Origin of the sequence: Rhodanobacter sp. B05 (assembly GCF_002001085.1) — a bacterium.
GTDB lineage: Bacteria > Pseudomonadota > Gammaproteobacteria > Xanthomonadales > Rhodanobacteraceae > Rhodanobacter.
The window spans coordinates 67,020-89,465 of sequence record NZ_MUNU01000010.1 but is presented as its reverse complement, the minus strand read 5'-3'; the positions used below and the strand labels follow the sequence as shown (position 1 = coordinate 89,465).

At 67.5% G+C, this 22,446-nt stretch carries 19 protein-coding genes and 1 pseudogene; 4 read left to right on the top strand and 16 right to left on the bottom strand.

All coding sequences use genetic code 11. The features are described 5' to 3' along the window. The 3 genes and pseudogenes from B0E47_RS04335 to fabG all read left to right on the top strand — a co-directional run. Positions 1–2,307, top strand: a pseudogene (locus tag B0E47_RS04335) (MMPL family transporter); the annotation flags it as partial. 183 nt (positions 2,308–2,490) lie between these two features. Beyond that, complete coding sequence (locus B0E47_RS16980) at positions 2,491–2,895, top strand: phosphotransferase (RefSeq protein ID WP_168171006.1); 405 nt, start codon at positions 2,491–2,493, stop codon at positions 2,893–2,895. Between the two features lie 15 nt (positions 2,896–2,910). Beyond that, complete coding sequence (gene fabG / locus B0E47_RS04330) at positions 2,911–3,648, top strand: 3-oxoacyl-ACP reductase FabG (protein WP_077512776.1); 738 nt, start codon at positions 2,911–2,913, stop codon at positions 3,646–3,648. 234 nt (positions 3,649–3,882) lie between these two features. Here fabG and B0E47_RS17325 read toward each other — a convergent pair whose 3' ends face one another. Beyond that, on the bottom strand, positions 3,883–4,017 hold the full coding sequence (locus tag B0E47_RS17325) for a helix-turn-helix domain-containing protein (RefSeq protein ID WP_256363531.1): 135 nt from the start codon (positions 4,015–4,017) through the stop codon (positions 3,883–3,885). 302 nt (positions 4,018–4,319) lie between these two features. Between B0E47_RS17325 and B0E47_RS04320 the strand changes: the two genes are divergently transcribed. Then, on the top strand, positions 4,320–4,934 hold the full coding sequence (locus B0E47_RS04320) for a hypothetical protein (protein WP_139351326.1): 615 nt from the start codon (positions 4,320–4,322) through the stop codon (positions 4,932–4,934). Between the two features lie 41 nt (positions 4,935–4,975). Here B0E47_RS04320 and ilvA read toward each other — a convergent pair whose 3' ends face one another. From ilvA to B0E47_RS04250, 15 genes are all read right to left on the bottom strand, one after another. After that, entirely contained in the window at positions 4,976–6,532 is a 1,557-nt protein-coding gene (ilvA, locus tag B0E47_RS04315; protein ID WP_077512774.1) for a threonine ammonia-lyase, biosynthetic, read from the bottom strand. Further along, positions 6,529–6,777 carry an acetolactate synthase small subunit gene (ilvN, locus tag B0E47_RS04310; protein WP_077512773.1) on the bottom strand — a complete coding sequence of 83 codons (249 nt, stop codon included), beginning with the start codon at positions 6,775–6,777 and terminating at the stop codon, positions 6,529–6,531. The genes ilvA and ilvN overlap by 4 nt, the downstream gene beginning before the upstream one ends. A 182-nt stretch (positions 6,778–6,959) precedes the next feature. After that, positions 6,960–8,828, bottom strand: a complete 1,869-nt coding sequence (ilvB, locus tag B0E47_RS04305) for a biosynthetic-type acetolactate synthase large subunit (protein ID WP_256363530.1) — start codon at positions 8,826–8,828, stop codon at positions 6,960–6,962. Positions 8,829–8,899: 71 nt separating this feature from the next. Continuing rightward, positions 8,900–9,241, bottom strand: coding sequence for a hypothetical protein (locus B0E47_RS04300; protein WP_077512772.1), 342 nt, complete (start codon positions 9,239–9,241; stop codon positions 8,900–8,902). A gap of 222 nt (positions 9,242–9,463) precedes the next feature. Continuing rightward, entirely contained in the window at positions 9,464–10,480 is a 1,017-nt protein-coding gene (gene ilvC, locus B0E47_RS04295; protein ID WP_077512771.1) for a ketol-acid reductoisomerase, read from the bottom strand. 91 nt (positions 10,481–10,571) lie between these two features. Then, positions 10,572–12,278, bottom strand: a complete 1,707-nt coding sequence (locus B0E47_RS04290) for a dihydroxy-acid dehydratase (protein WP_077512770.1) — start codon at positions 12,276–12,278, stop codon at positions 10,572–10,574. 273 nt (positions 12,279–12,551) lie between these two features. Next, positions 12,552–13,646, bottom strand: coding sequence for a 3-isopropylmalate dehydrogenase (leuB, locus tag B0E47_RS04285; protein WP_077512769.1), 1,095 nt, complete (start codon positions 13,644–13,646; stop codon positions 12,552–12,554). Next, positions 13,643–14,224 (bottom strand): 3-isopropylmalate dehydratase small subunit, encoded by a 582-nt coding sequence (leuD, locus tag B0E47_RS04280; protein ID WP_077512768.1) that lies wholly within the window; start codon positions 14,222–14,224, stop codon positions 13,643–13,645. The genes leuB and leuD overlap by 4 nt, the downstream gene beginning before the upstream one ends. 160 nt (positions 14,225–14,384) lie before the next feature. Further along, positions 14,385–15,794, bottom strand: coding sequence for a 3-isopropylmalate dehydratase large subunit (leuC, locus tag B0E47_RS04275; RefSeq protein WP_077512767.1), 1,410 nt, complete (start codon positions 15,792–15,794; stop codon positions 14,385–14,387). Next, positions 15,791–16,792, bottom strand: a complete 1,002-nt coding sequence (locus B0E47_RS04270; protein WP_077512766.1) for a branched-chain amino acid transaminase — start codon at positions 16,790–16,792, stop codon at positions 15,791–15,793. The genes leuC and B0E47_RS04270 overlap by 4 nt, the downstream gene beginning before the upstream one ends. Next, positions 16,789–18,390 carry a 2-isopropylmalate synthase gene (locus B0E47_RS04265; protein WP_077512765.1) on the bottom strand — a complete coding sequence of 534 codons (1,602 nt, stop codon included), beginning with the start codon at positions 18,388–18,390 and terminating at the stop codon, positions 16,789–16,791. The genes B0E47_RS04270 and B0E47_RS04265 overlap by 4 nt, the downstream gene beginning before the upstream one ends. A 110-nt stretch (positions 18,391–18,500) precedes the next feature. Next, entirely contained in the window at positions 18,501–18,638 is a 138-nt protein-coding gene (locus B0E47_RS16975) for a hypothetical protein (protein WP_168171000.1), read from the bottom strand. A gap of 201 nt (positions 18,639–18,839) precedes the next feature. Beyond that, positions 18,840–20,240, bottom strand: a complete 1,401-nt coding sequence (thrC, locus tag B0E47_RS04260) for a threonine synthase (RefSeq protein ID WP_077512764.1) — start codon at positions 20,238–20,240, stop codon at positions 18,840–18,842. Then, entirely contained in the window at positions 20,237–21,226 is a 990-nt protein-coding gene (locus B0E47_RS04255) for a homoserine kinase (RefSeq protein WP_077512763.1), read from the bottom strand. Before B0E47_RS04255 ends, thrC begins: the two co-directional genes overlap by 4 nt. Next, positions 21,223–22,344: a homoserine dehydrogenase gene (locus B0E47_RS04250; protein ID WP_254422814.1), complete on the bottom strand. Its 1,122-nt coding sequence runs from the start codon at positions 22,342–22,344 to the stop codon at positions 21,223–21,225. The genes B0E47_RS04255 and B0E47_RS04250 overlap by 4 nt, the downstream gene beginning before the upstream one ends. Positions 22,345–22,446 lie beyond the last annotated feature (102 nt).

Below are 22,446 nucleotides of genomic sequence, written 5' to 3'. Positions count from 1 at the left end.
ATGCGCCGCGGCGCACGTGCCACGCTGCTGGTGGTGTGGCTGCTGGCGCTGGCCGGGCTCGGCGGGGTGGTCAGCCAGCGACTGAAGATCAGCACCGACCTGCGCAGCTTCATGCCGGCACCGACCACGCCCGATCAGCGCCTGCTGATGGAGCAGGTCGGCGACGGGCCGGGTTCGCGTTTGCTGCTGCTTTCCATCTCGGGCGCGCCGGACGCGCAACTTGCCGGCTTGAGCCAGGGCCTGGTCAAGGCGCTGCAGCATGATCCGCGCTACAGCCAGGTGCTCAACGGCAACTTCGATCTTGCCGCGCTCGATCCGCAGCTGCTGCCGTATCGCTACCTGCTGTCGCCCACACTGGATACCCAGCCGCTGGACGAGGCCTACCTGCGCGACCAGTTGCAGCAGCGGCTGGATGATCTGTCCTCGCCCGCGGCGAGCCTGCTGAAAGGCCTGCTGCCGCGCGATCCCACGCTGGAGATGCTGAAGCTGGCCGAGCGCTGGGCACCGGCGAAATCGCCCGAACTGCGTGAAGGCGTGTGGTTCACGCCACGCCATGAAGCACTGCTGCTGGTGCAGACGGTGGCCGCCGGTTTCGATCCGGGCGCGCAACAACACGCCATCGACGGCATCGAGCAGGCCTTCCACGCGCTGCCCGGCAGTGCGGAAGCGAAGCTCGAGCTGAGCGGGCCGGGTTATTTCAGCGTCGTGATCGGCGCGCAGACTCGACACCAGGCCGACTGGATCGGGCGCATTTCCACCGTGGGCTTCATCGCGCTGCTGCTGCTGGCGTATCGCAGCATCAGTTCGCTGCTGCTGTCGGCGCTGCCGATCGCCAGCGCCGCGCTGGCCGGCATCGCCGCGCTGACCGTGGCGTTTTCCGAAGTGCACGGCATCACGCTGGCGTTCGGCTTCACCCTGCTCGGCGTGGCGCAGGAGTATCCGATCCGCGTGCTGAGCCATCGCCGCGCGGGCGAGGATGCGGTGCAAAGCGTGCGCGATCTGTGGCCACTGCTGCTCACCGCGATCGCCTCGGCCTGCATCGCCTATCTCGCGTTCTATGCCTCCGGCGTCAACGGTCTGAAGCAGCTGGCGGTGTTCACCATCGTCGGCCTGCTGGCGGCCGGTTTCAGCACGCGCTACCTGCTGCCACATCTGTTGCCGCAGCGCGTGCGCGACGTGGCGGACATGGGCTGGCTGATCAGGGCACGTCGCTGGGCAGACCGGCTACCGCGTCCACGCTGGATCCCGCTGCTGGTGGCGCTGGCGATCGTGGTGATGCTGGCGTTGGCGCCAGGCCCGTTCTGGCAAAACAACCTGGCCGCGCTGACCCCGGTGCCGCCAGCGATGCTGGTGCACGACGCGCGCCTGCGCGAAGCGCTCGGCGCGCCGGACGTGCGCTATCTGCTGGTGCTCGAGGCGTCGACCGAGCAGGACGTGCTGGCGCTGTCGCAAACCTTGCAGCCGCAAGTCGACGCGCTCGTGGCGCAGCACGCCGTCGATGCCGTCGAACTGCCGTCGCGCTATCTGCCCAGCGTGGCCGTGCAGCGCGAACGCCAACAGAAGTTGCCCGATCGCGTCACCTTGCAACGTGCATTGAACGAAGCGTTGCAAGGATTGCCGTTCCGCGCCGACTTGTTCCAGCCGTTCATCGATGATGTGGAGACGGCGCGCCAGCTGCCACCACTCACACCGGAGCGTTACGCACAGACACCGCTCGGCCAGCGCGTGGCCGCCATGCTGGTGAAGCGCGACGGTCACTGGCTTGGTCTGGGTACCGTCAGTGGCGTGCACGACGTGGCGGCGCTGCAGGCGCTGGGCGCAAACAGCGCCGGCAAGGTGCGCCTGCTCGACCTGAAAGCCGCCTCCGAATCATTGGTGGCGGCCTACCGCACGCGCATCCTGCAGGCGCTGCTGGTCGCCAGCATCCTGCTGGTGCTGACCATCACGATCGCCCTGCGCAGCCTGCGCCGCGCCTGGCACGTGCTGGCGCCGATGACTCTGGCCACCTTCCTGGTGCTGGCGGTGGAGCGCGTGGCCGGCATCGAGATCTCGCTGTTCCATCTGGTGGCGCTGATCCTGGCCGGAGGCTTGGGCCTGCACTACGCGCTGTTCTTCGAACGCGATACCGGCGACCCGGCCGAACAGCGACGTACCCTGCACGCCACCATCGTCTGCGTGTTGTCCGCGCTGCTGGTGTTCGGCATGCTGGCCTGGGCCAGCATCCCGGTGCTGCGAGCGATCGGGCTCACCGTGAGCCTGGGCGTGGCCTTCCACTTCTGCCTTTCGATCCTGATGGCGCCGCATGCGAGGAGCCTGTCGGGCCTTGGTGGTCGAGGCGAGAAGTCGGCTGTGGGAGGACAGATTTCTGACGATTTGCCGGTCCATAGTGGTTCTATGGACCAAAAAGCGGCAGGAATATGGACCACACAGACGGATTCGCAGCCCGGCCAACCAAGGTCCGGCAGGCTCCTTAAGACTGACTGGGCCGTAATGATTCCGCACACGGGCGCGATGTGCCTGCTCGATGCCGTGTGCGCATGGGACGAGCACACGATCCACGCCATCAGCGCCGGCCATGCGCGCGCCGACAACCCGTTGCGCGGCGAACTTGGCCTGCATGCCGTGCACCTGGCCGAGTACGGCGCGCAAGCGATGGCCGTGCATGGCGGCCTGCTGGCGCGCGCGCGCGGTGTCGCGCGCGCGCGCGCGGGGCGCCTGGTCAGCCTGCGCGACGTGAAGCTGTTCGAGGAATACGTCGATCGACTGGACGGCCATCTGGACGTCCACGCCGATTGTCTTTACGCCGACGATGGCGGCGCCCAGTATGCATTCCGCATCGAACACCGCGGCCGGCTGCTCGCCAGCGGGCGTGCCGCGGTGATCCATCCAGTCTGAGCCGAGGTCAATCGCATGTCAGCCAAAACTTTTCCTCGACGCGCGCTGGTCACCGGTGGCAGCGGCGAACTTGGCGGCGCGATCAGCCTGGCGCTGGCCAGCGGCGGCTACCACGTCATCGTGCACGCCAACCGCAGCCTGCATCGCGCCGACGCCGTGGTGAACGCGATCCACGAGGCTGGCGGCAGCGCGCAGGCCACCGCCTTCGACGTCAGCGATGCGCAGGTGACCCACGCGGCGCTGGCGGCCTTGCTCGACGAAGGCCCCATCCACGCCGTGATCAACAACGCCGGCATCCACGACGACGCGCCGATGGCCGGCATGAGCGCCGAGCAGTGGCATCGGGTGATCGACGTGTCCCTGCACGGCTTCTTCAACGTGACCCAGCCGCTGCTGCTGCCGATGTCACGGCAACGCTTCGGCCGCATCGTCTCGCTCAGCTCGGTGGCGGCCCTGCTCGGCAACCGCGGCCAGACCAACTACGCCGCCGCCAAGGCCGCCCTGCACGGCGCCAGCAAGTCGCTGGCGCGCGAGATGGCCTCGCGCGGCATCACCGTCAACGTGGTGGCACCGGGCGTGATCGAAGGACGCATGGCCGACGCGGCGTTTCCACCCGAACGTATCCGCGAGGTGGTGCCGGCCCAGCGTGCGGGCACGCCGGAGGAAGTGGCGGCGCTGGTGGCGTTTCTGTGCGGCGACTCGGCCGCCTATATCAACGGGCAGGTGATCGGGGTGAATGGGGGGATGGGCTGAGCGAATCTCACCGCGGGGCATTCTGGATGAATTTCAGATAGCAGATTTCGACTCCACCTGACTCGATGCCATGTCAAATTCGGAGGCTGCCGGATCGTTGTCAACTCGAAACTCGGCTGCAATGTGTCAAAACAAGACCTGACCCTCAGGTCGTTCTGCGTGCTCGCCGCATGCCGGCGCTTTGCACTCTGCCGGTGGGCGGCGCGCGCTTGATACTTGGCCGTGTCACCCAGGTTACGTCGAAGCTCGCGACTGATCGTCGTCGCCGGCGCGCTTCAACTCCACGCCGATCTCGTGAGCTGAAAATCCGCCGCCATGCAGATGCTGAATCTTATAGCGTTCGTCCTGGCTCAGGTGTGTGTAGCTCATGTGCAGTTCCACTTGGCGGTGAAGCTGTGCAGGCTACCGCACCTGCGCCGCTCTACCGCTTGGGGTGGTGCACTTCAGAATTGAATTCGCCCCCCATGTAGATGCTGAATCTGATAGCGTTCGTCTTGGCTCAGGTGCGCGTAGCTCATGTGCAGTTCCACTTGGCGGTGAAGCCGTGCAGGCTATCGCACCTGCGCAACTCTACCGCTTTGGGTGGTGCGCTTCAGAATTGAACTCGCCGGCGATCAAGCTGGAACGTGATTCTTGAGGCGGTTTTCTACGATATTTCAGGGGAGTGATCGATGAAGCTTTCTGGTTTTACTGTTACTGCTTTTTGCGTCTTCACGTTCGCAGGTTGCGCAAGCGGGCCTGCACCACAACGCACCGCGCTTTCTACCGATCAGACAATCAATTCTCCTCCGCCGGACAAGGCCCAGATCATTTTTCTCCAGCCGTTCAAGCCGCTTGGCGGCATGGCCGAGACGCCTCTGTACGATATTACGGGAGGCAATGCCAAACTTCTGAATGTTCTCCCGTCGAAAGGGAAGGTGGCTGTTCTTGTGGACCCGGGGAAGCACATGTTCATGGCCAATGACATGGGGGTACATGTCTTGAGTGCAGATGTGCAGGCTGGCAAACGCTACTATGTGTTGTCCCGGTTCATTGCTTATGTCGGGTATCAGCTCCGGCCTATTCGAAATGCCGGTCCGTCCGAATACGGAATCAATAATCCAAAATTCAAGACGTGGCTCGGTGAAACAAAAGTCATGGGCATGACCGCTGCTGGCGAATCTCTGTATTCGAATGCCTCCGCTGTGAGCAAGCTCAAAGCCGCGGGACTGGATAGATGGGAGCGGCTATCTCAAGACGAGCGAGAACAGTTGACGCTCAATTCCGGCGACTACATCGACGAGTAATCCGGATACGAAAAGGCAACAGATTCAGGCGGGATGTGCCTTCACGGTTCGCGCAACAGCAACCGGTACGCCGGATGCGCGCTCTCGTCGATGTGCGGGTAGCCGCTGTTGACCAGGAAGCGTTGGAACAACGCGCGTTCGTCCGGTGGCACCTGGATGCCGACCAGGATGCGGCCGTGGTCGGCGCCGTGGTTGCGGTAGTGGAACAGGCTGACGTTCCAGTCCGGGTGCAGCTGGTCGAGGAAGCGCACCAGGGCGCCCGGGCGTTCGGGGAATTCGAAGCGGTATAGCAGCTCGTCGCGGGCCAGCGGCGAGCGGCCGCCGATCATGTGGCGCAGGTGCAGCTTGGCCAGTTCGTCGTCGGTGAGGTCGAGCACGTCGAAGGATTCTGCACGAAACGCATCCGCCAGCGCTTCGCGTTCGGCACGGCTGGCGATCTGCACGCCGACGAAGAGGTGCGCGGCGCGGGTGTCGCCGATGCGGTAGTTGAACTCGGTGATGCTGTGCTGGCCGAGGGTGGCGCAGAAGCGGCGGAAGCTGCCGCGTTCCTCGGGGATGGTCACCGCGAACACCGCCTCGCGCTGCTCGCCGACTTCGGCGCGTTCGGCGACGAAGCGCAGGCGGTCGAAATTCATGTTGGCGCCGGAGACGATCGCTACCAGCGCGCCAACGCCCGTACCGTGGGCCGCGACGTACTGCTTGAGACCGGCCAGCGCCAGCGCACCGGATGGCTCGGGCACGCTGCGGGTGTCGTGGTAGATGTCGCGGATCGCGGCGCAGATCGCGTCGGCATCGACCCGCAGCATGGCGTCGACATGCTTGCGGCACAGCGCGAAGGTGAGTTCGCCGACCTGCTTCACGGCGGTGCCGTCGGCGAACAGGCCGACCTCGTCCAGGCTGACGCGCGCGCCGCATTCGAGCGAGCGCGCCATCGCATCCGAGTCCGCCGCCTGCACGCCGATGACCCGCACTTGCGGCCGCAGCGCCTTGATGCAGGCGGCGACGCCGGCAAGCAGGCCGCCGCCGCCGACCGGCACGAACACCGCCTGCAGCGGGCCGGGATGCTGGCGCAGGATCTCCAGCGCGATCGTGCCCTGGCCGGCGATCACCGCGGGATCGTCGAACGGGTGCACGAAGGTGGCGTGGTTGGCGGCTTGCAAGCGCGCGGCCGCGGCCTGCGCATCACTGTAGGAGTCACCGGTCAGCACTACCTCGACCATCGCGCCACCAAGGCGGCGCACTGCATCCACCTTTACCTGCGGCGCGGTCACCGGCATCACGATGGTGGCGCGGATACCCAGCTTCGCCGCGGCCAGCGCCACGCCCTGCGCATGGTTGCCGGCCGATGCCGCCACCACGCCGCAGGCGCGTTGCGCCGGGTCCAGTTGCACCATGCGGTTGTACGCGCCGCGCAACTTGAACGAGAACACCGATTGCTGGTCCTCGCGCTTGAGCAGCACGCTCTGGCCAAGCCGGGCGCTGAGCAGCGGGGCCTCGTCCAGCGCCGACTCGTGCGCCACCTCGTAGACGCGCGCGGCGCGGATCTGCGCCAGCAGGTCGCCGTCATCATCGGCGACGAGTGGCGCGACCGCATTCACGCGGCGAGTGCCGTGGTCGGGTTGGCGACCTGCAGCACGTCGACCAGCTTGCGGGTCTGCTGCACGATCCGGGCGAGGCCGTCGTCGTCGCATTGCAGGCTGAGGATCAGCCGCGATACCGCCGGATCGTGCGTGGGACCCACGGTGAGCGTGTCGATGTTGTAGCCGCGCGCGGCGAACAGCCCGGCCACGCGCACCAGGGCGCCGGATTCGTTCTGCATCAGGATGGACAAGGTGTGTTTCATGGCGGGGGCTCCGGTTAGTGAACCCCTCTCCCTTCGGGAGAGGGTGCCGACAGGCGGGTGAGGGTTCGGGGCGGAGCGGGGTGTCGCGGCTCGCCCGAACCCTCATCCGGCCCTTCGGGCCACCTTCTCACCCGCAAGGGGACTCCCTTTGGTCGCCGAGGGAGAAGGGACAGATCAAGTGCTCAAAACATGTGCGACGGTGTGTCCTCGTGAACGGTGGGTGCTGAGCGCGACGCGATGAAATCGCCGGTAATCATCTGCGCGTAGCTGGCGCCGGGCCCGACCATCGGGTATACCCCGGCATCCGGGTCGATCATCACTTCGAGGAAGGCCGGGCCATCGAAGGCGAGGAAGGCGGCAATGGTCGATTCCAGGTCCTCGGTGTGTTCCAGCCGGCGTGCCCAGGTGAAGCCATCGGCCTGCGCGGCGAGCACGAAGTCCTTCTTGTGCAGGCTCTTGTCGGAGGCGGCGAAGCGGCCCTTGAAGTACAGCTTCTGCCACTGCCGCACCATGCCGTCGCCGAGGTTGTTCAGCACCACCACTTTCAGCGGCAGGTTGTAGGTGGTCACGGTTTCCAGCTCGCCGATGTTCATGCGGATGCTGGCATCGCCATCGATGTCGATCACCAGCTTGTCACGTTGCGCAAACTGCGCGCCGATCGCCGCCGGCAGGCCGAAGCCCATCGTGCCCATCGAGCCGGAGGTGAGCCATTGCCGCGGTGCGCGGAAATCGAAGTATTGCGCCGCCCACATCTGGTGCTGGCCGACGCCGGTGCTGACGATGGCACGCCCCTGTGTGTGGCGGTTGATCGCCTCGATCACGGCGCAAGGCTGGATCAGCGCGCTGGCACGATCGTAGTTCATGGCGTGCTGGCGCTTGAGCGCGGCCACTTCGGCATGCCAGCCGGCCAGCGCCGGCTTGATCGCGTGCGCCGTGCCGTATTCGGTGAGTCGCGCCAGCGCCCGGACCAGCGGGCCGACATGCTGCCAATCCACCGGCTTGACCTTGCCGATCTCGGCCGGGTCGATGTCGATCTGCGCGATGAATTTCGCGTGTGGCGCGAACCTGTCCGGCACGCCGGCCACGCGATCGTCGAAGCGCGCACCCAGCGCCAGCACGAAATCGCAATCCTCGATCGCGTAGTTTGCGTACGCGGTGCCGTGCATGCCGAGCATGTGCAGGGCCAGCGGGTCGGTAGTGTCGAAGGCGCCCAGTCCCATCAGGGTGGTCGTCACCGGCACGCCGAACGCGTCGACGAAGGCGCGCAGCGCACCGGCCGCGCCGGCTGCGATCACGCCGCCGCCGGCGTAGATCAGCGGTCGCCGTGCCTGCTTGAGCGCGGCGAAGAACGCGGCACAGTCGGCATCGCTCAGGCTGGATTGCTCCACCGCGCGCAGGCGCGCCCGGTAGCCGCTCAACAGCAATTCGCCGCTGCCTTGCCAGGCGACGTCGGCGTTCTGCACGTCCTTGGGCACGTCGACCACCACCGGACCGGGACGTCCGCTGCGTGCCAGGGTGAACGCGGTGCGCAAGGTCGCTTCCAGCCGGGATGCATCGGTGACCAGGAATACGTGCTTGGCACATGCGCCCATGATGTTGCTCACCGGCGCCTCCTGGAACGCGTCGCTGCCGATCGCCGCGGTGCCGACCTGGCCGCAGATCACCACCAGCGGAATCGAGTCGGCCATCGAATCGCGCACCGGCGTGACGATGTTGGTGGCGCCTGGCCCGGAAGTGACGATCGCCACGCCGACCTTGCCCGAGGCGCGCGCATAACCGGCGGCCATGAACCCCGCGCCCTGTTCGTTGGCCGGCACGATCAGCGGCATCGGCTCGCTGCCGTCTTCGCGCGGGTGCAGGGCGTTGTAGCGGAACACCGCGTCGTACACGGGCAGGATCGCACCGCCGGAATAGCCGAACATCACGTCCACGCCTTCGTCGGCGAGTACCTGCACGATCGCCTCGGCGCCGCTGGACGGCGTGCTCGCGCGCGGCGGTTGATCGACGTTGAAGGCAGTGGCAGCGCTGGCTGTCAGGGGTGCTGTAGTCACAATGCATTTCCTGGATGCGCCGGATGGGCCGGCGGCTCGTGCAACGGTGGATCGGCAAGCCGTGCGGGCTTCTAGTTGCGGATCAGCTCTTCGGCCACCGGCTCGTGCGCCGGCACGCCGTAGGTCGAAATGATGCGCAGCTCCTGCGCCAGGGCGGAGAAGTTCTCCCACGCGATGCCGTTGACGTCGGCCTCGCAGGTGAAGCCGTGCGCATCGTCATCCTCGAAGCCGACGTGGCGCAGCTCGCCGGCGTGCTCGGGCTGCTGGTTGATCGAGAAATTGAGCTGGTCGGTGCGCCACATCGCGTAGGTTCCGGCGACCACGGCCTGCGGTCGCTGGCCCAGGCGTGCGCTGTAATCGGTGATGGAAGCGTCCAGGTCGGCAACGGCCAGGGCGATATGGAAGCGTTTCATGGCAAACCTCGTGTATTTCGACAGTGATGTGATGGGCCGCCGCGATGCACGCCAACAGCCCGGATCGGGCTAAGAGCCTGTGGAAAATTCCACTTCCTGTGGAATTTTCCCGTCGCAGGCCCGGTACATGCCCGGGCCTGCTCACGCGAATCAATCACTGACGTGACCGATCCGCGTCCGGCCATCCCTGGCCGGGCTTCGAGTTTGAAAAATCACAAACTCTCAGCCCACTTTCTTCAGCGGCTCGACGGCGGGTTTCGTTGCGCTCGGCTGCAACCACGGCATCTGCGCGCGCAGCTTCGCGCCGACCTTCTCGATCGGATGGTCGAGATCGGCCTGCTTGAGCTTCTTGTAGTTCGGCAGGCCGGCGGCGTATTCGGCCGTCCAGTTGCGCGCGAAGGTACCGTCCTGGATGTCGGTCAGCACCTCCTTCATGCGCGCCTTGACGCCGGCGTCGACAACCCGCGGACCGCTGACGTAGTCGCCGTACTGCGCGGTCTCGGAAACGAACTGAAGCATCTTCGCCAGGCCACCCTCGTAGAACAGGTCGACGATCAGCTTCAGCTCGTGCATCACTTCGTAGTAGGCGATTTCCGGCTGGTAGCCGGCTTCCACCAGCGTTTCGAAACCCTTGATCACCAGTTCGCTGGCGCCGCCGCACAGCACCGCCTGCTCGCCGAACAGGTCGGTCTCGGTCTCTTCCTTGAAATCGGTCTTGATGATCATCGCGCGGCCGCCGCCGATGCCGTCGGCGTAGCCTTTGGTCTTCGCCTCGGCCTGGCCGCTGACGTCCTGGTGCACGGCCCAGATGCACGGCACGCCGCGACCGCGCTCGTACTCGCTGCGCACCAGTGCGCCGGGGCCTTTCGGTGCGACCAGGATCACGTCGATGTCGGCGCGCGGTTCGATCTGCCTGAAGTGCACGTTGAAGCCGTGCGCGAACAGCAGCGCCGCGCCGGGCTTGATGTTCGGCTCGATCGCTTCCTTGTACAGCGTGGGCTGCACCATGTCGGGGGTGAGCACGGCGACGAGGTCGGCGCCCTTCACCGCCTCGGCTGGCTCGGCAACCTTGAAGCCGTCGGCTTTCGCCTTGTGCCAGGTCGGGCCGTTCGGGCGCAGGCCGACCACGACGTCGAGGCCGGAGTCGCGCAGGTTCAGCGCGTGCGCGCGGCCCTGACTGCCGTAGCCGAGCACGGCGATGCGGGATTGGGCGAGTGTGTTCGAAGTTTGGGGGCTCATGCGGTGTCTCCTGATTGAGCCCCTCTCCCTTTGGGAGAGGGGTTGGGGTGAGGGTTCGGTAATGGTGAGAAGTCGCGGCGATGCCGAACCCTCATCCGGCCCTTCGGGCCACCTTCTCCCGATGGGAGAAGGGCTCCACTTCGTGCGGCGGGGAAATCTGCGTGGTGGCGCCGTCAGAGGCGGAACCGACCAGCAGCGCGTACTTGGCCAGTGCGCCGCGGCTGACCTTCGGCGCGGGTGGTTGCCAGTGGGCGCGGCGTGCGGCCAGGTCGGCGTCGGTGGCGATCTCGCGGCGGGCGGCGTCGATCACGATGCGGTCGCCTTCGTGCAGCAGCGCGATCGGACCGCCGCGCGCGGCTTCCGGTGCGATGTGGCCGACCATGAAGCCGTGGGTGGCACCGGAGAAACGGCCGTCGGTGATCAGCGCCACGTCGTCGCCGAGGCCGCGGCCGATCAGCGCGGCGGTGACGCCCAGCATCTCGCGCATGCCGGGGCCGCCGGCCGGGCCTTCGTTGCGGATCACGATGACGTCGCCCTTGCCGATGGCGCCGGCCTGCACCGCGGCGAAGGCCTGTTCCTCGCCTTCGTAGACGCGGGCGCGGCCTTCGAAATGGGTGGCGCCCTTGCCGGCAAGCTTGAGAATGCAGCCTTCCGGTGCGAGGTTGCCGTACAGGATCGAATAGCCGCCGCGCGGCTTCAGCGGCGCGTTGACCGGATGCACCACGTCCTGCGTTTCGGCGCGTGGTGCTTCAGCGGCTTCGGCGAACAGCGAGCGGCCGGTGACGGTGGGTGCGTCCTCCAGCATGCCGGCGGCGATCAGCTCTTGCGCCACCCGCGCGCTGCCGCCGGCGCCGAACATTTCCACCGCCGTATAGCGCCCGCCGGGTAGCAGGTCGGCGATCACCGGCGTGTGTGCCGAAGCGGGTTCGAAATCTTCCAGCGACCATTCGACACCGGCTTCGCGCGCGATCGCCAGCAGGTGCAGCACCGCGTTGGTGGAGCCGGCGGTGGCGGCGACCATGCGCGCGGCGTTGCGCATCGAGGTGCGCGTGATCAGTTCGCGCGGCGTGCGGTTCTCGCGCAGGCATTCCATCACCAGTTCGCCGCAGCGGAACGCGGCGGCGCCCTTGGCCGGGTGGGTGGCGGGAATGTCGTTGAAGCCCATCGGCGACAAGCCCAGCGTGGACAGCACCATCGCCATCGTGTTGGCGGTGAACTGGCCGCCGCAGGCGCCGGCGCCGGGGCAGGCGTCGCGCTCCACCGCAGTCAGTTCCTCGTCGCCGATCTTGCCGGCGCCATGCGCGCCGACCGCTTCGAATACCTGCTGGATGGTGATCGGATGGCTGTCGTGGGTGCCGTGCGCGATCGTGCCGCCGTACAGCGCCACGGCGGGAATGTTCAGCCGTGCCATCGCCATCGCCGCGGCGGGGATGGTCTTGTCGCAGCCGCACAGCACCACCATCGCGTCGAGGCAGTGGCCGTCCACTGCCAGCTCGATCGAATCGGTGATCACTTCGCGGCTGATCAGCGAGGCGCGCATGCCCGGCGTGCCCATCGCGATGCCGTCGGTGACCGCGATGGTGTTGAACTCCACCGGCGTGCCGCCGGCAGCACGGATGCCAGCCGCCGCCTCGACCGCCAGCTCGCGCAGGTTGAGGTTGCACGGGCTCACGTTCGACCAGGTGTGCACCACCGCCACCAGCGGTCGCGCGATCGCTTCGTCGTCGAGGCCGGTGGCGCGCAGCATGGCGCGGGCGGGCGCGCGGTCGGGGCCGCTCTTGATCATGTCGCTACGCATCAAAAAATCTCCGAAGGACAAAATCCCTTCGCCCCTGTGGGGAGAAGGTGCCCCGAAGGGGCGGATGAGGGGCGGGTGCTCGCCGTGGCGCTGATCGAAGCGCAAGAAAAAAGCGCCCCCTGCGTGCCGGGGAGGGTGACTGGACGGAGCGCGAGAGGGGCGCCATCGCGGCGTTCGCAAACCGTGCGGTGTCGGCAACACGCAGGGGGCGGCAGAAAATACGGACACGTCCATGTATCCGCTTGGGAAAGGGTGGCGCGCAGCAGGGCCGGTTCATGCGCATGCGCGTGCTCCGGCGGAGACGATGGCGCAGCTGGCATGGCGGTCGAGCGCGGCCAGCACCGCAGCCACCACCGCATCGGTGCCGGCCGTGCCGCCGATGTCGCGGCTGCGCGGGCCGTCGCGCAGCACCTGGTCGACGGCGGCTTCGATCGCGAGCGCCTCGGTCTCCAGTTGCAACGAATGACGCAGCAGCAACGCGGCGGACAGGATCGCGCCGACCGGATTGGCTGCGCCGGTGCCGGCGATATCCGGCGCCGAGCCGTGGATCGGCTCATACAGCCCGCGCCGGCCATCGCTCAGCGATGCCGACGGCAGCAGGCCGAGCGAACCTGCCAGCGCGGCGGCCTCGTCGGTGAGGATGTCGCCGAACAGGTTCTCGGTAACCACCACGTCGTAGGCGTTCGGGCGGGTCAGCAACAGCATCGCCATCGAATCCACCAGCTGATGCTCGACCTTCACGTCGGGATAGTCGGTGGCGAGGCGCTGCACCGTGCTGCGCCACAGCCGCGAGGTTTCCAGCACGTTCGCCTTGTCCACCGAGGTGAGGTGGCGGCGACGCGCACGCGCCAGTTCGAATGCACGGCGCACCACGCGCTCGATCTCGGCCACGGTGTACTTGCATTCGTCGGTGGCAGTGTCGGCTGTGCGCGTCTTGGCGCCGAAGTAGGCGCCGCCGGTGAGTTCGCGCACGAACAGCACGTCGACGTTCTGCAGTTTCTCGTTCTTCAGCGGCGACAGATCGGCCAGCGCCGGGTGCACTTGCAGCGGACGCAGGTTGGCGTACACGCCCAGCGCGGAGCGCAGCGCCAGCAAGCCCTGTTCGGGGCGCACCGGTGCGTTCGGATCGGACCACTTCGGTCCGCCGACGGCTCCGAGCAGTACCGCGTCGGCCCGCTTGCAGGCAGCCAGTGATGCAGCCGGCAACGGCTCGCCGGTGGCGTCGATCGCGGCGCCGCCGATCTGCTGCTCGTCAAACGTGAACACGTGCTCGTAGCGCGTGGCAACGGTTTTCAATACGGCCACGGCGGCAGCAGTGACCTCGGGGCCGACGCCGTCGCCGGGCAGGGTGACGATGCGTGCCTTCATGCCGCTTGCTCCTGTCGTTCGTAATGAGTGATGGCGTCGGTGTGTTGCAGCAGGTAGCCAAGCTGGTCGACGCCGTTGAGCAGGCAGTGGCGTGCGAACGGCTCCAGAGCGAACGGGATGCGACCGCCGTCGGGAAGCGCGATGTACTGTTCGCGCACGTCGATGCTGAGCTCGGTGCCGGGGTGCTTGAGCAGCCAGCGGTGCTCCAGTTCGTCGATGCCGATCGCCAGCAGACCGTTCTTCAGCGCGTTGCCGCGGAAGATGTCCGCGATCTCGCTGCACAGCACCGCGCGGATGCCGTAATCCAGCAGCGCCCACGGCGCATGTTCACGCGAGGAGCCGCAGCCGAAGTTGCGCCCGGCGACGAGGATCGAGCAGCCGCGTGCTTGCGGTCGGTTCAACGGAAACGCCGGGTTGTCGCTGCCATCGGCCTGGTAGCGCCAGTCGTGGAAGCACAACTTGCCCAGCCCTTCGCGCGTGGTCGTGGTGAGGAAGCGCGCCGGGATGATGCGGTCGGTGTCGATGTTTTCGTCGATCAGCACGGCGGTGCGGGAGTGGATGTGGGTTACGGGCTGCATGGTTGGCTCTTGGTAGAAATGAGAGGGGGCGAGTGAGGAGTGAGCGGAGAGGAGTGAGAAGTGAGAGAAGAGCGGAGGGCAAGGACATGCGAAGAGGAACTGCCGACGTACGGGACTTGCTCTCTCTCACTTCTCACTCCTCTCCTCTCACTCCCGCTTTTCATGCCGCTTCCACCAGGTACTCGCGTGGATCCGCGATGCGCCCGGCGATCGCCGACGCAGCGGCAGTCGCTGGGCTGGCCAGCACGGTGCGTGCGCCCTTGCCCTGGCGGCCTTCGAAGTTGCGGTTCGAGGTGGACACCACCAGCTGGCCCGGCTGGGCCAGATCGCCGTTCATCGCGATGCACATCGAGCAGCCCGGCACGCGCCACTCGGCGCCGGCGGCAGTGAATACGTGATGCAGGCCTTCGCGCTCGGCGTCGCGGCGTACCGCTTCGGAGCCCGGCACTACCAGCATGCGCACGCCGCTGGCGATGTGCCGACCGTGCAGCACGCGCGCCGCTTCGCGCAGGTCGGACAGGCGCGAGTTGGTGCAGCTGCCGACGAATACCACGTCGACCGGCGTGCCCTGCATCGGCTGGCCGGGCTTGCTCTGCATGTAGTCGAGCGCGCGGCGTTCCTGCGCATTCGTGGCCGCCGGTACCGGCGCATCCATCGCGATCGCCATGCCCGGATGGGTGCCGTAGGTGACGGTGGGTTTCACCGTGCTGGCATCGATGCGTACCTCGCGGTCGTAATGTGCGCCGGCGTCGCTGCGCAGCGCGCGCCACGTCGCCACCGCCGCGTCCCATGCCGAGCCCTGCGGCACGCGCGGTCGACCTTTCAGCCATTCGAACGTGGTCTCGTCCGGCGCAATCAACCCGGCGCGCGCGCCCGCCTCGATCGACATGTTGCAGACGGTCATGCGCTCGTCCATCGTCAGCGCCTCGATCGCCGCGCCGCGATATTCCAGCACGTAGCCGGTGCCGCCATCGACGCCGATCGTGCCGATGATGTGCAGGATCAGGTCCTTCGCGCCAACACCCGGCGGCAACTGGCCGTCGACGTGGATCGCCATGGTCTTCGGCTTGCGCTGCAGCAGGCACTGCGTGGCCATCACGTGGCCGACCTCGGTGGTGCCGATGCCGAACGCAAGTGCGCCGAACGCGCCGTGGGTGGAGGTGTGGCTGTCGCCGCAGACGATCGTCATGCCCGGCTGGGTGGCGCCCAGCTCCGGTCCGATCACGTGCACGATGCCGCGGTCGGCGCTGTCCCAACCGTGCAGCTCGACGCCGAACTCGCGGCAGTTGGTTTCCAGCTGGGTCACCTGCGCCTGCGCCTCGGCGTTCGCATACGGCCGGCTGCCGTCGGCATTGGTCGGCAGGGTCGGGGTGGAATGATCCAGCGTGGCCAGCATGCGATCGGGCCGGCGCAGTTTCAGGCCGCGCTCGCGCAGTTCGCTGAACGCCTGCGGCGAGGTGACTTCGTGCACCAGGTGCAGGTCGACGTAGATCACCGCCGGTGTGTCGGCGGTTTCGGCGGCGACGACGTGGGCGTCCCATACTTTTTCGAACAGGGTTCGTGAGGTCATGCCGCGACCTCCGTGGTAACCGGCTGTTGATGAGGAGTCCGGCCATGGATGGCCGGTTCTTGATCTTCGCGGTCAGGGACGACCGCATTAACCAAACTTAACCAGCCGTAGCGATCCTCGGTGCGTCCATCGAACAAACCGAAGAACGCCTGCCGCAACTGCTGCGTGATCGGGCCTGGCACACCCTTGCCGATCGCCTTGCGATCGACCGAGCGCACCGGCGTGATCTCGGCGGCGGTGCCGGTCATGAACACTTCGTCGGCCGAGTACAGCGCCTCGCGCGGCAGGTCGCGCTCTTCCACCGCGATGCCGAGATCAGCAGCCAGCGTGAGTACCGCGTCGCGAGTGATCCCGGCCAGGATGCCGGCGCTGGATGGCGGCGTGAGCAGCTTGCCGCGCTTCACCAGGAACAGATTCTCGCCGGCACCTTCGCTGAGCAATCCGTTGTGACCCAGCGCGATGCCCTCGTCGTAGCCGTTGCGACGTGCTTCCAGTCCGATCAGCTGGCTGGACAGGTAGTTGCCGCCGGCCTTGGCCCAGCTCGGCAGCGTGTTCGGCGCGGGACGGTTCCACGACGACACGCAGACATCGGCGCCACGTTCCGCCGCCTCGCCCAGGTACGCACCCCAGTTCAACGCGATGATCGCCACTTCGACCGGCGCGCCGTCCTTCGCCAGCACGCCCAGTCCGCCGGCACCGCGGAACACGATCGGCCGCACGTAGGCCGACGGCATCCGGTTCGCGCGGATCACGTCGAGGCAGGCGGCGTTGATCGCGTCCTCGCTGTAGCCGATCTCGATCTCGTACACGCGCGCCGATTCGAACAGCCGGCGGGTGTGCTCGGCCAGGCGGAAGTAGGCCGGGCCGCGCGGCGTGGCGTAGACGCGTTCGCCCTCGAACACCGACGAGCCGTAGTGCAGCGCGTGCGCGCTGACGTGGGTGGTGGCCTCGGCCCACGGCTTGATCTGGCCGTTGTGCCACAGGAATGGCGTGCTCATGCGGTGGCTCCCTTGGCGTGCGTGGCGGCCGTGGCTGGTGTGGTTCGGGCAATGCGATTGACGATGACCAGCGCAGCCAGCGCGGCTGCTTCGACGATGTCGGTGCTGCTGCCATGACCGCGCCAGGTGCGCGCGGCATGGCGGGCGCTCAGTTGCGCATGGCCCTGGGCGCCGGCGCCTTCGCCCAGCGCATCGATCTGGAAGCGGGTCAGGTCCAGCGGCGTGCCGGTGGCGCGTTCGATCGCGCGCAATACCGCATCCACCGGGCCATCGCCGATCGCCGCTTCGCCCACCTGGCGGCCATCGTCATGGCGCAGCTTCACCGACGCCGAGGCGCTGCCACCGAGGTGCGAATTGGCATGCAGTTGCAGCAGGTGCCACGGGCCGCTGGCGTGCGGATCGTGGCCCAGCGCCAGCGCTTCCAGATCCTCGTCGTGCAGCTCGCGGCCGTGGTCGGCCAGCGTCTTGAAGCGGGTGAAGATGTCGTCCAGCGCCGCATCGTCCGGGGTGTAACCCAGCGCCTGCAGCCGCTGGCGCAGTGCGGCGCGGCCGGAATGCTTGCCCATCACCAGGCTGGTTTCGGCGATGCCGACATCCTGCGGCTGCATGATTTCGTAGGTGCCGCGATGCTTCAGCATGCCGTGCTGGTGGATGCCCGACTCGTGCGCGAATGCGTTGGCGCCGACGATCGCCTTGTTGCGCGGCACTGCCTGGCCGGTCAGCTCGGTCAGCAGGCGCGAGCTTGGATACAGCTGGCGGGTGTCGATGCGGGTATCGACGCCGAAGTGCGGCGCGCGCACCTTCAGCGCCATCACCACTTCCTCCAGCGCCGCGTTGCCGGCGCGCTCGCCGATGCCGTTGATGGTGCACTCCACCTGGCGCGCACCGGCGCTCACCGCGGCCAGGCTGTTCGCCACCGCCATGCCGAGGTCGTCGTGGCAGTGGCTGGAGAAGACCACCTTGTCCGCGCCGCGCACGTGCTGGCGCAGGTAGCGGAACAGTTCGACGATCTCGCCCGGCGTGGTGTAGCCCACCGTGTCCGGTGCGTTGAGCGTGCTGGCGCCGGCGGCGACCGCCGCGCTGAACACTTCAGCCAGGAATTCCGGTTCGGTGCGCAGTGCGTCCTCGGCCGAAAACTCCACCTCGTGGCAGTGGCCGCGGGCGCGTTCGATCGCGCGCACTGCGGTCTCCAGCACCTGCGCCTTGCTCATGCCCAGCTTGTGCTCGCGATGCAGCGGGCTGGTCGACAGGAACAGGTGGATGCGCGAATGGCGCGCGGTCTTCAGCGCACGGGCCGCACTGTCGATGTCGCCGTCCTGGCAGCGCGCCAGCGCGCATACCGTGGTGTTGTTCAGCGCCCCGGCGATTTCCGCAACTGCAGCAAAATCGTCCGGCGAAGCCTGCGGAAAGCCCGCCTCGAGGATGTCCACGCCCAGCGCCTCGAGCTGCTGCGCCATACGCAGTTTCGCGCGCCGGTCCATCGAGAAACCGGGCGCCTGCTCGCCGTCGCGCAAGGTGGTGTCGAAGATCCGCACGCGTTCGGCGACTACATCGTCGTCGCTGGCGGGGGTGTTCTGCTGGTCGGGGTTTTTCATCATGGCTCCGCTGTGTGGGCGTCGCCGAAGGCATAAAAAAACCCCGCATCCGTTACCGGGTGCGGGGTTCTTTGGGTGTTTTCAGGTTTTTCTAGCTACCTGGACACATGCCCTCAGCCCGCACCTCCGTTGGTAATAAGGAGTACGAGTACGAGGGCAAGAAGGAGCGTGCCGCCGAGCTGAAGCAGGCCGTCGACCGTCGCGAGACGGTTCATTTCGGCGGTGCGGCAATGGCTGTTGCGCTGCGACATGGATCGACCGTAAGCGATGCCGAGGGTCTCTGTCAACAAAAATCTTTATGACGAAAGCTTCTAAGTCGCCAGAACAGTGTTTGGACGGCTAGGTGTCCAAATGGATACAAATGAAACCATCGCAACAATTCGCGATGGACGCAGCCGACTTGCGAACCGGACCTGCGCCGCGGGAACCATGCCCGGCGCGCGCCCCGTCAGTCAGGCCGTGCCGGCGCCGCTCAGTACCTCGTGCAGGGCAGTGTCGGTCGCCGTGATCAACTCGGCGCGGGATGGGCGTGCGAGCATCGTGGCCAGTGGCTTCGGGACGGCGATCGGAGCGTTGATGAGCGGTTCCACGATGCTCTCGAACTTGGCCGGATGCGCGGTGGCCACTACCGCCCATGGTCCGCGCTCGCCCTGTTCGCGGAGGCGGTCGTGCACGTGCATCGCGGTCGCCGTGTGCGGACAGAATACTTCGCCGTGCTCGCGCGCATGGTGGGCGATGGTGTGCCGGATGGTGGCGTCGTCGACGCTGCTGGCGGACAGTGTCCGGCGCAGCTGCGCCCCATCCGGAAACGTCCAGCACAGCCGCTCGAAGTTGCTCGGTGCGCCCACGTCCATCGCGTTGGCCAGGGTCGGGAGAGCTTCGCGAGGCGTGTATTCGCCACCGGCAAAGTAGTCGGGCAAGGTGGCGTTGGCGTTGCAGGCCAGGCGCAGCTCGCCGATCGGCAGGCCCATCGCGCGTACCCACAGGCAGGCCATCGCATTGCCGAGGTTGCCGGTGGGGATGATGAAATTCAGTGGCGTGTCGTGTTCGCGCCGCCATGCGAGTGCGGCGTGGGCGTAGTAGCTCATCTGCGGCAGCAGTCGGCCGAGGCTGATGCTGTTGGCCGAGGACAGCGGCACCTGCGCCTGCAGCGCCACGTCGTTGAGCGCGGCTTTCACCATGCGCTGGCAATCGTCGAAGCGCCCGGCCACGCGCAGCGCCCGCACGTTGTCGCCGAAGCAACCGAGCTGGTGGGCCTGGCGTGGCGAGACCAGGCCGTCCGGGTACAGGATCACCACGCGGGTGTTCGGCTGACGATGGAATGCGGCCCCCACTGCCGCGCCGGTGTCGCCGGAGGTGGCGACCAGGATCGTCAGCGGGCGGGCGTCGTTGCGCGGCAGGCGGCGCAGGCAGGCGGCGAGGAAGCGTGCACCGAAATCCTTGAAGGCCGAGGTGGGGCCGTGGAACAGCTCCAGCAACAGCGTATCGGGATGCGCCGACAGCGGACGCAGTGGTGCGTCGAAGGTGAAGGCCTCGGCGCAGATCGCCGACAGTTCAGCGGCCAGTGGATCGCCGGCGAAGAACGGCATCAGCAAGGTGGCGGCGGTATCGGCCAGCGAGCCGTGTGGATCGAAAGCAGCCGGATCGATCGACGGCAATGCCTCGGGCACGTACAGGCCACCGTCCGGGGCCAGCCCGGCGGCGATCGCCTGGCTGATCGGCACCGCCGGACTGCCACCGCGCGTGCTGACGTAGGAGCCCGCTGGCGGGCGATGCTTCTGCTTTGATCCCCGCCACCGATCAAGAACCAGAGCATCGCCCGCGAGCGGGCTCCTACGAAGGGTGGGGGTCATGGCTGGACCTCGTCGGATTCAACCAGGCTGGCAGCTGGCCCGTCGATCGGGGATACCCGGATATCGCTGTCCAGCCCGGCGATCGCGAACGCTTCGCGCATCGCGCTGCCGGCGGCCTCGGCGTCGGCGCGGCTTTCATACCAGCCGAACACGCTGGGGCCGGCGCCGGAGATGCTGGCGCCGAGGGCGCGATGGTCGAGCGCGGCCTGCTTCACCTGCGCGAAGTGCGGAATCAGCGGCGCACGGCGTGGTTCGACCAGCACGTCCTTGAGGCCTGCGCGCACCAGGGCGGCATCGCCGCGGTAGCAGCCGGCCAGCACCAACGCGAGGTTGGAACTCTGCGCCACGAATTCGCCGAGCTCGTAGTGACCGGCCAGCGCGGCGCGCGCCTTGCGCGTTTCCAGCACCAGATGCGGATGGACCAGGGCGCAATGCCATGCCGCGGGAACCGGAATGCGCAGCAGGCGATCATGCGTGGCCAGTACCAGGCCGCCGAGCAGCATCGAGCCGAGGTTGTCGCCGTGGCGGCTGCCGCTGGCCACCGCCTCGCCGTCGAGGGCGAATGGATACAGGGCTTCGCGCGGCAGCGGTTGTTCCAGCAAGGCGTTGGCGGCGACCAGCGCGGCCACGCAGGAGGCGGCCGAACCGCCCATGCCCGAACCCAGCGCGATGCCCTTGTGCAGAACCAGTTCGAAACCCCAGGGCAGGTCGAGCGCACGCTGCAGCGATAGCAGCGCGGTGCCGGCGGTGTTGTGCAGCGGGTCGAGCGGCAAGCCGTCGACACAGCCGCGGATGGCTGCGATGCGCACCACCGGTTCGTCGATGCGGCGCACTTCGGCGCGATCGCCGGCGCCGGCCAGGCTGTGGCCGAGCAGGTCGAAGCCGACGCCGACGTTGCCGACGCTTGCCGGGGCGAAGGCGCGTGCGACGCGCGGGGTGATGGAGCGATCTGGCGACATGTGCGGTTCCGGCAACAAGATGTTCATGCCTGCACCGCCAGCGATTCGGCGATGCGCAGCAGGTCGGCGAACACGCCGGCCGCGGTGACTTCCGGCCCGGCACCCGGGCCCTGCACCAGGAGTGGATTATCGCAGTAGCGGCGGGTACGGAACTGCACCACGTTGTCGGTCAGCCGCGAATGGGCGAAGGCGTGGCTGGCCGGCAGCACCGTCAGCCGCACGCTGGCGCGGCCGTGGCGATCCAGATCGGCGACATGGCGCAGCACGCCGCCGGCGGCGTGGGCTTCGGCAAGCCGGGCCGCCATCGGCGCATCCAGTTCGTGCAGGCGCTCCATGAACGATTCGCGCGGCAGGCTGGCGAGCGCGGCGGGTACCAGGCTTTGCAGGTCGACATCCTCCAGCGACAGCGGCCAGCCCACCTCGCGCGCCAGGATCACCAGCTTGCGCGCCACGTCGAGACCGGACAGGTCGTCGCGCGGGTCGGGTTCGGTATAGCCCAGCGCATGCGCCTCGCGCACCAGTGCCGAGAACGGATGCTGGCCGTCGTGGCGGTTGCACAGCCAGGCCAGTGTGCCGGAGAACATGCCTTCGACCGCGAGCAATTCGTCGCCGGTATCGAGCAGGTCGCGCAGGGTCTGCACCACCGGCAGGCCGGCGCAGACCGTCGCCTCGTAGCGGAAACGCGCGCCACCGGCGCACGCCGCGCGGATCGCCTGCCAGCGCGCCAGCGGGCCGCTGCCGGCCAGCTTGTTCGGCGTCACCACATGGATGCCGTCAGCCAGCCAGCGCGGATAATGCGCGACCACCTCGTCATTCGCGCTGCAGTCGATCAGCAGCGCGTGGCGGCCGTCGTTGCCGCGGACGTGTTCGGCAAACGCATCCAGGTCGTTCGGCCGCCAGATCTGCGCGCCGTCGTGGCGACCGTTGAGTTCGGTATCGTCGCAGTCCAGCCACATGCGCTTGCTGGCCACCACGCCGCACAGCCGGAGTTCCAGTCCGCCGTCGCGCACCAGCCGCGGCTGTGCGGCACGCAACTGTGCCAGCAGGGCGCCGCCGACCCGGCCGGGGCCGATCACGCCGACCGCCAGGACCTTTCGACGCCGGGTGGTCGCCGCTGCCGGCAAGGGCAGCGGGAGCCGCTGCAGGTGTTCGACGAATTCGGATGCACAGACGTTCACGATGACCTCCGGTTGAGGCCCGTGCTCGCTGGCGGATCGGCTTGTGCTGGGGAGTGCACCGGCCCGCCT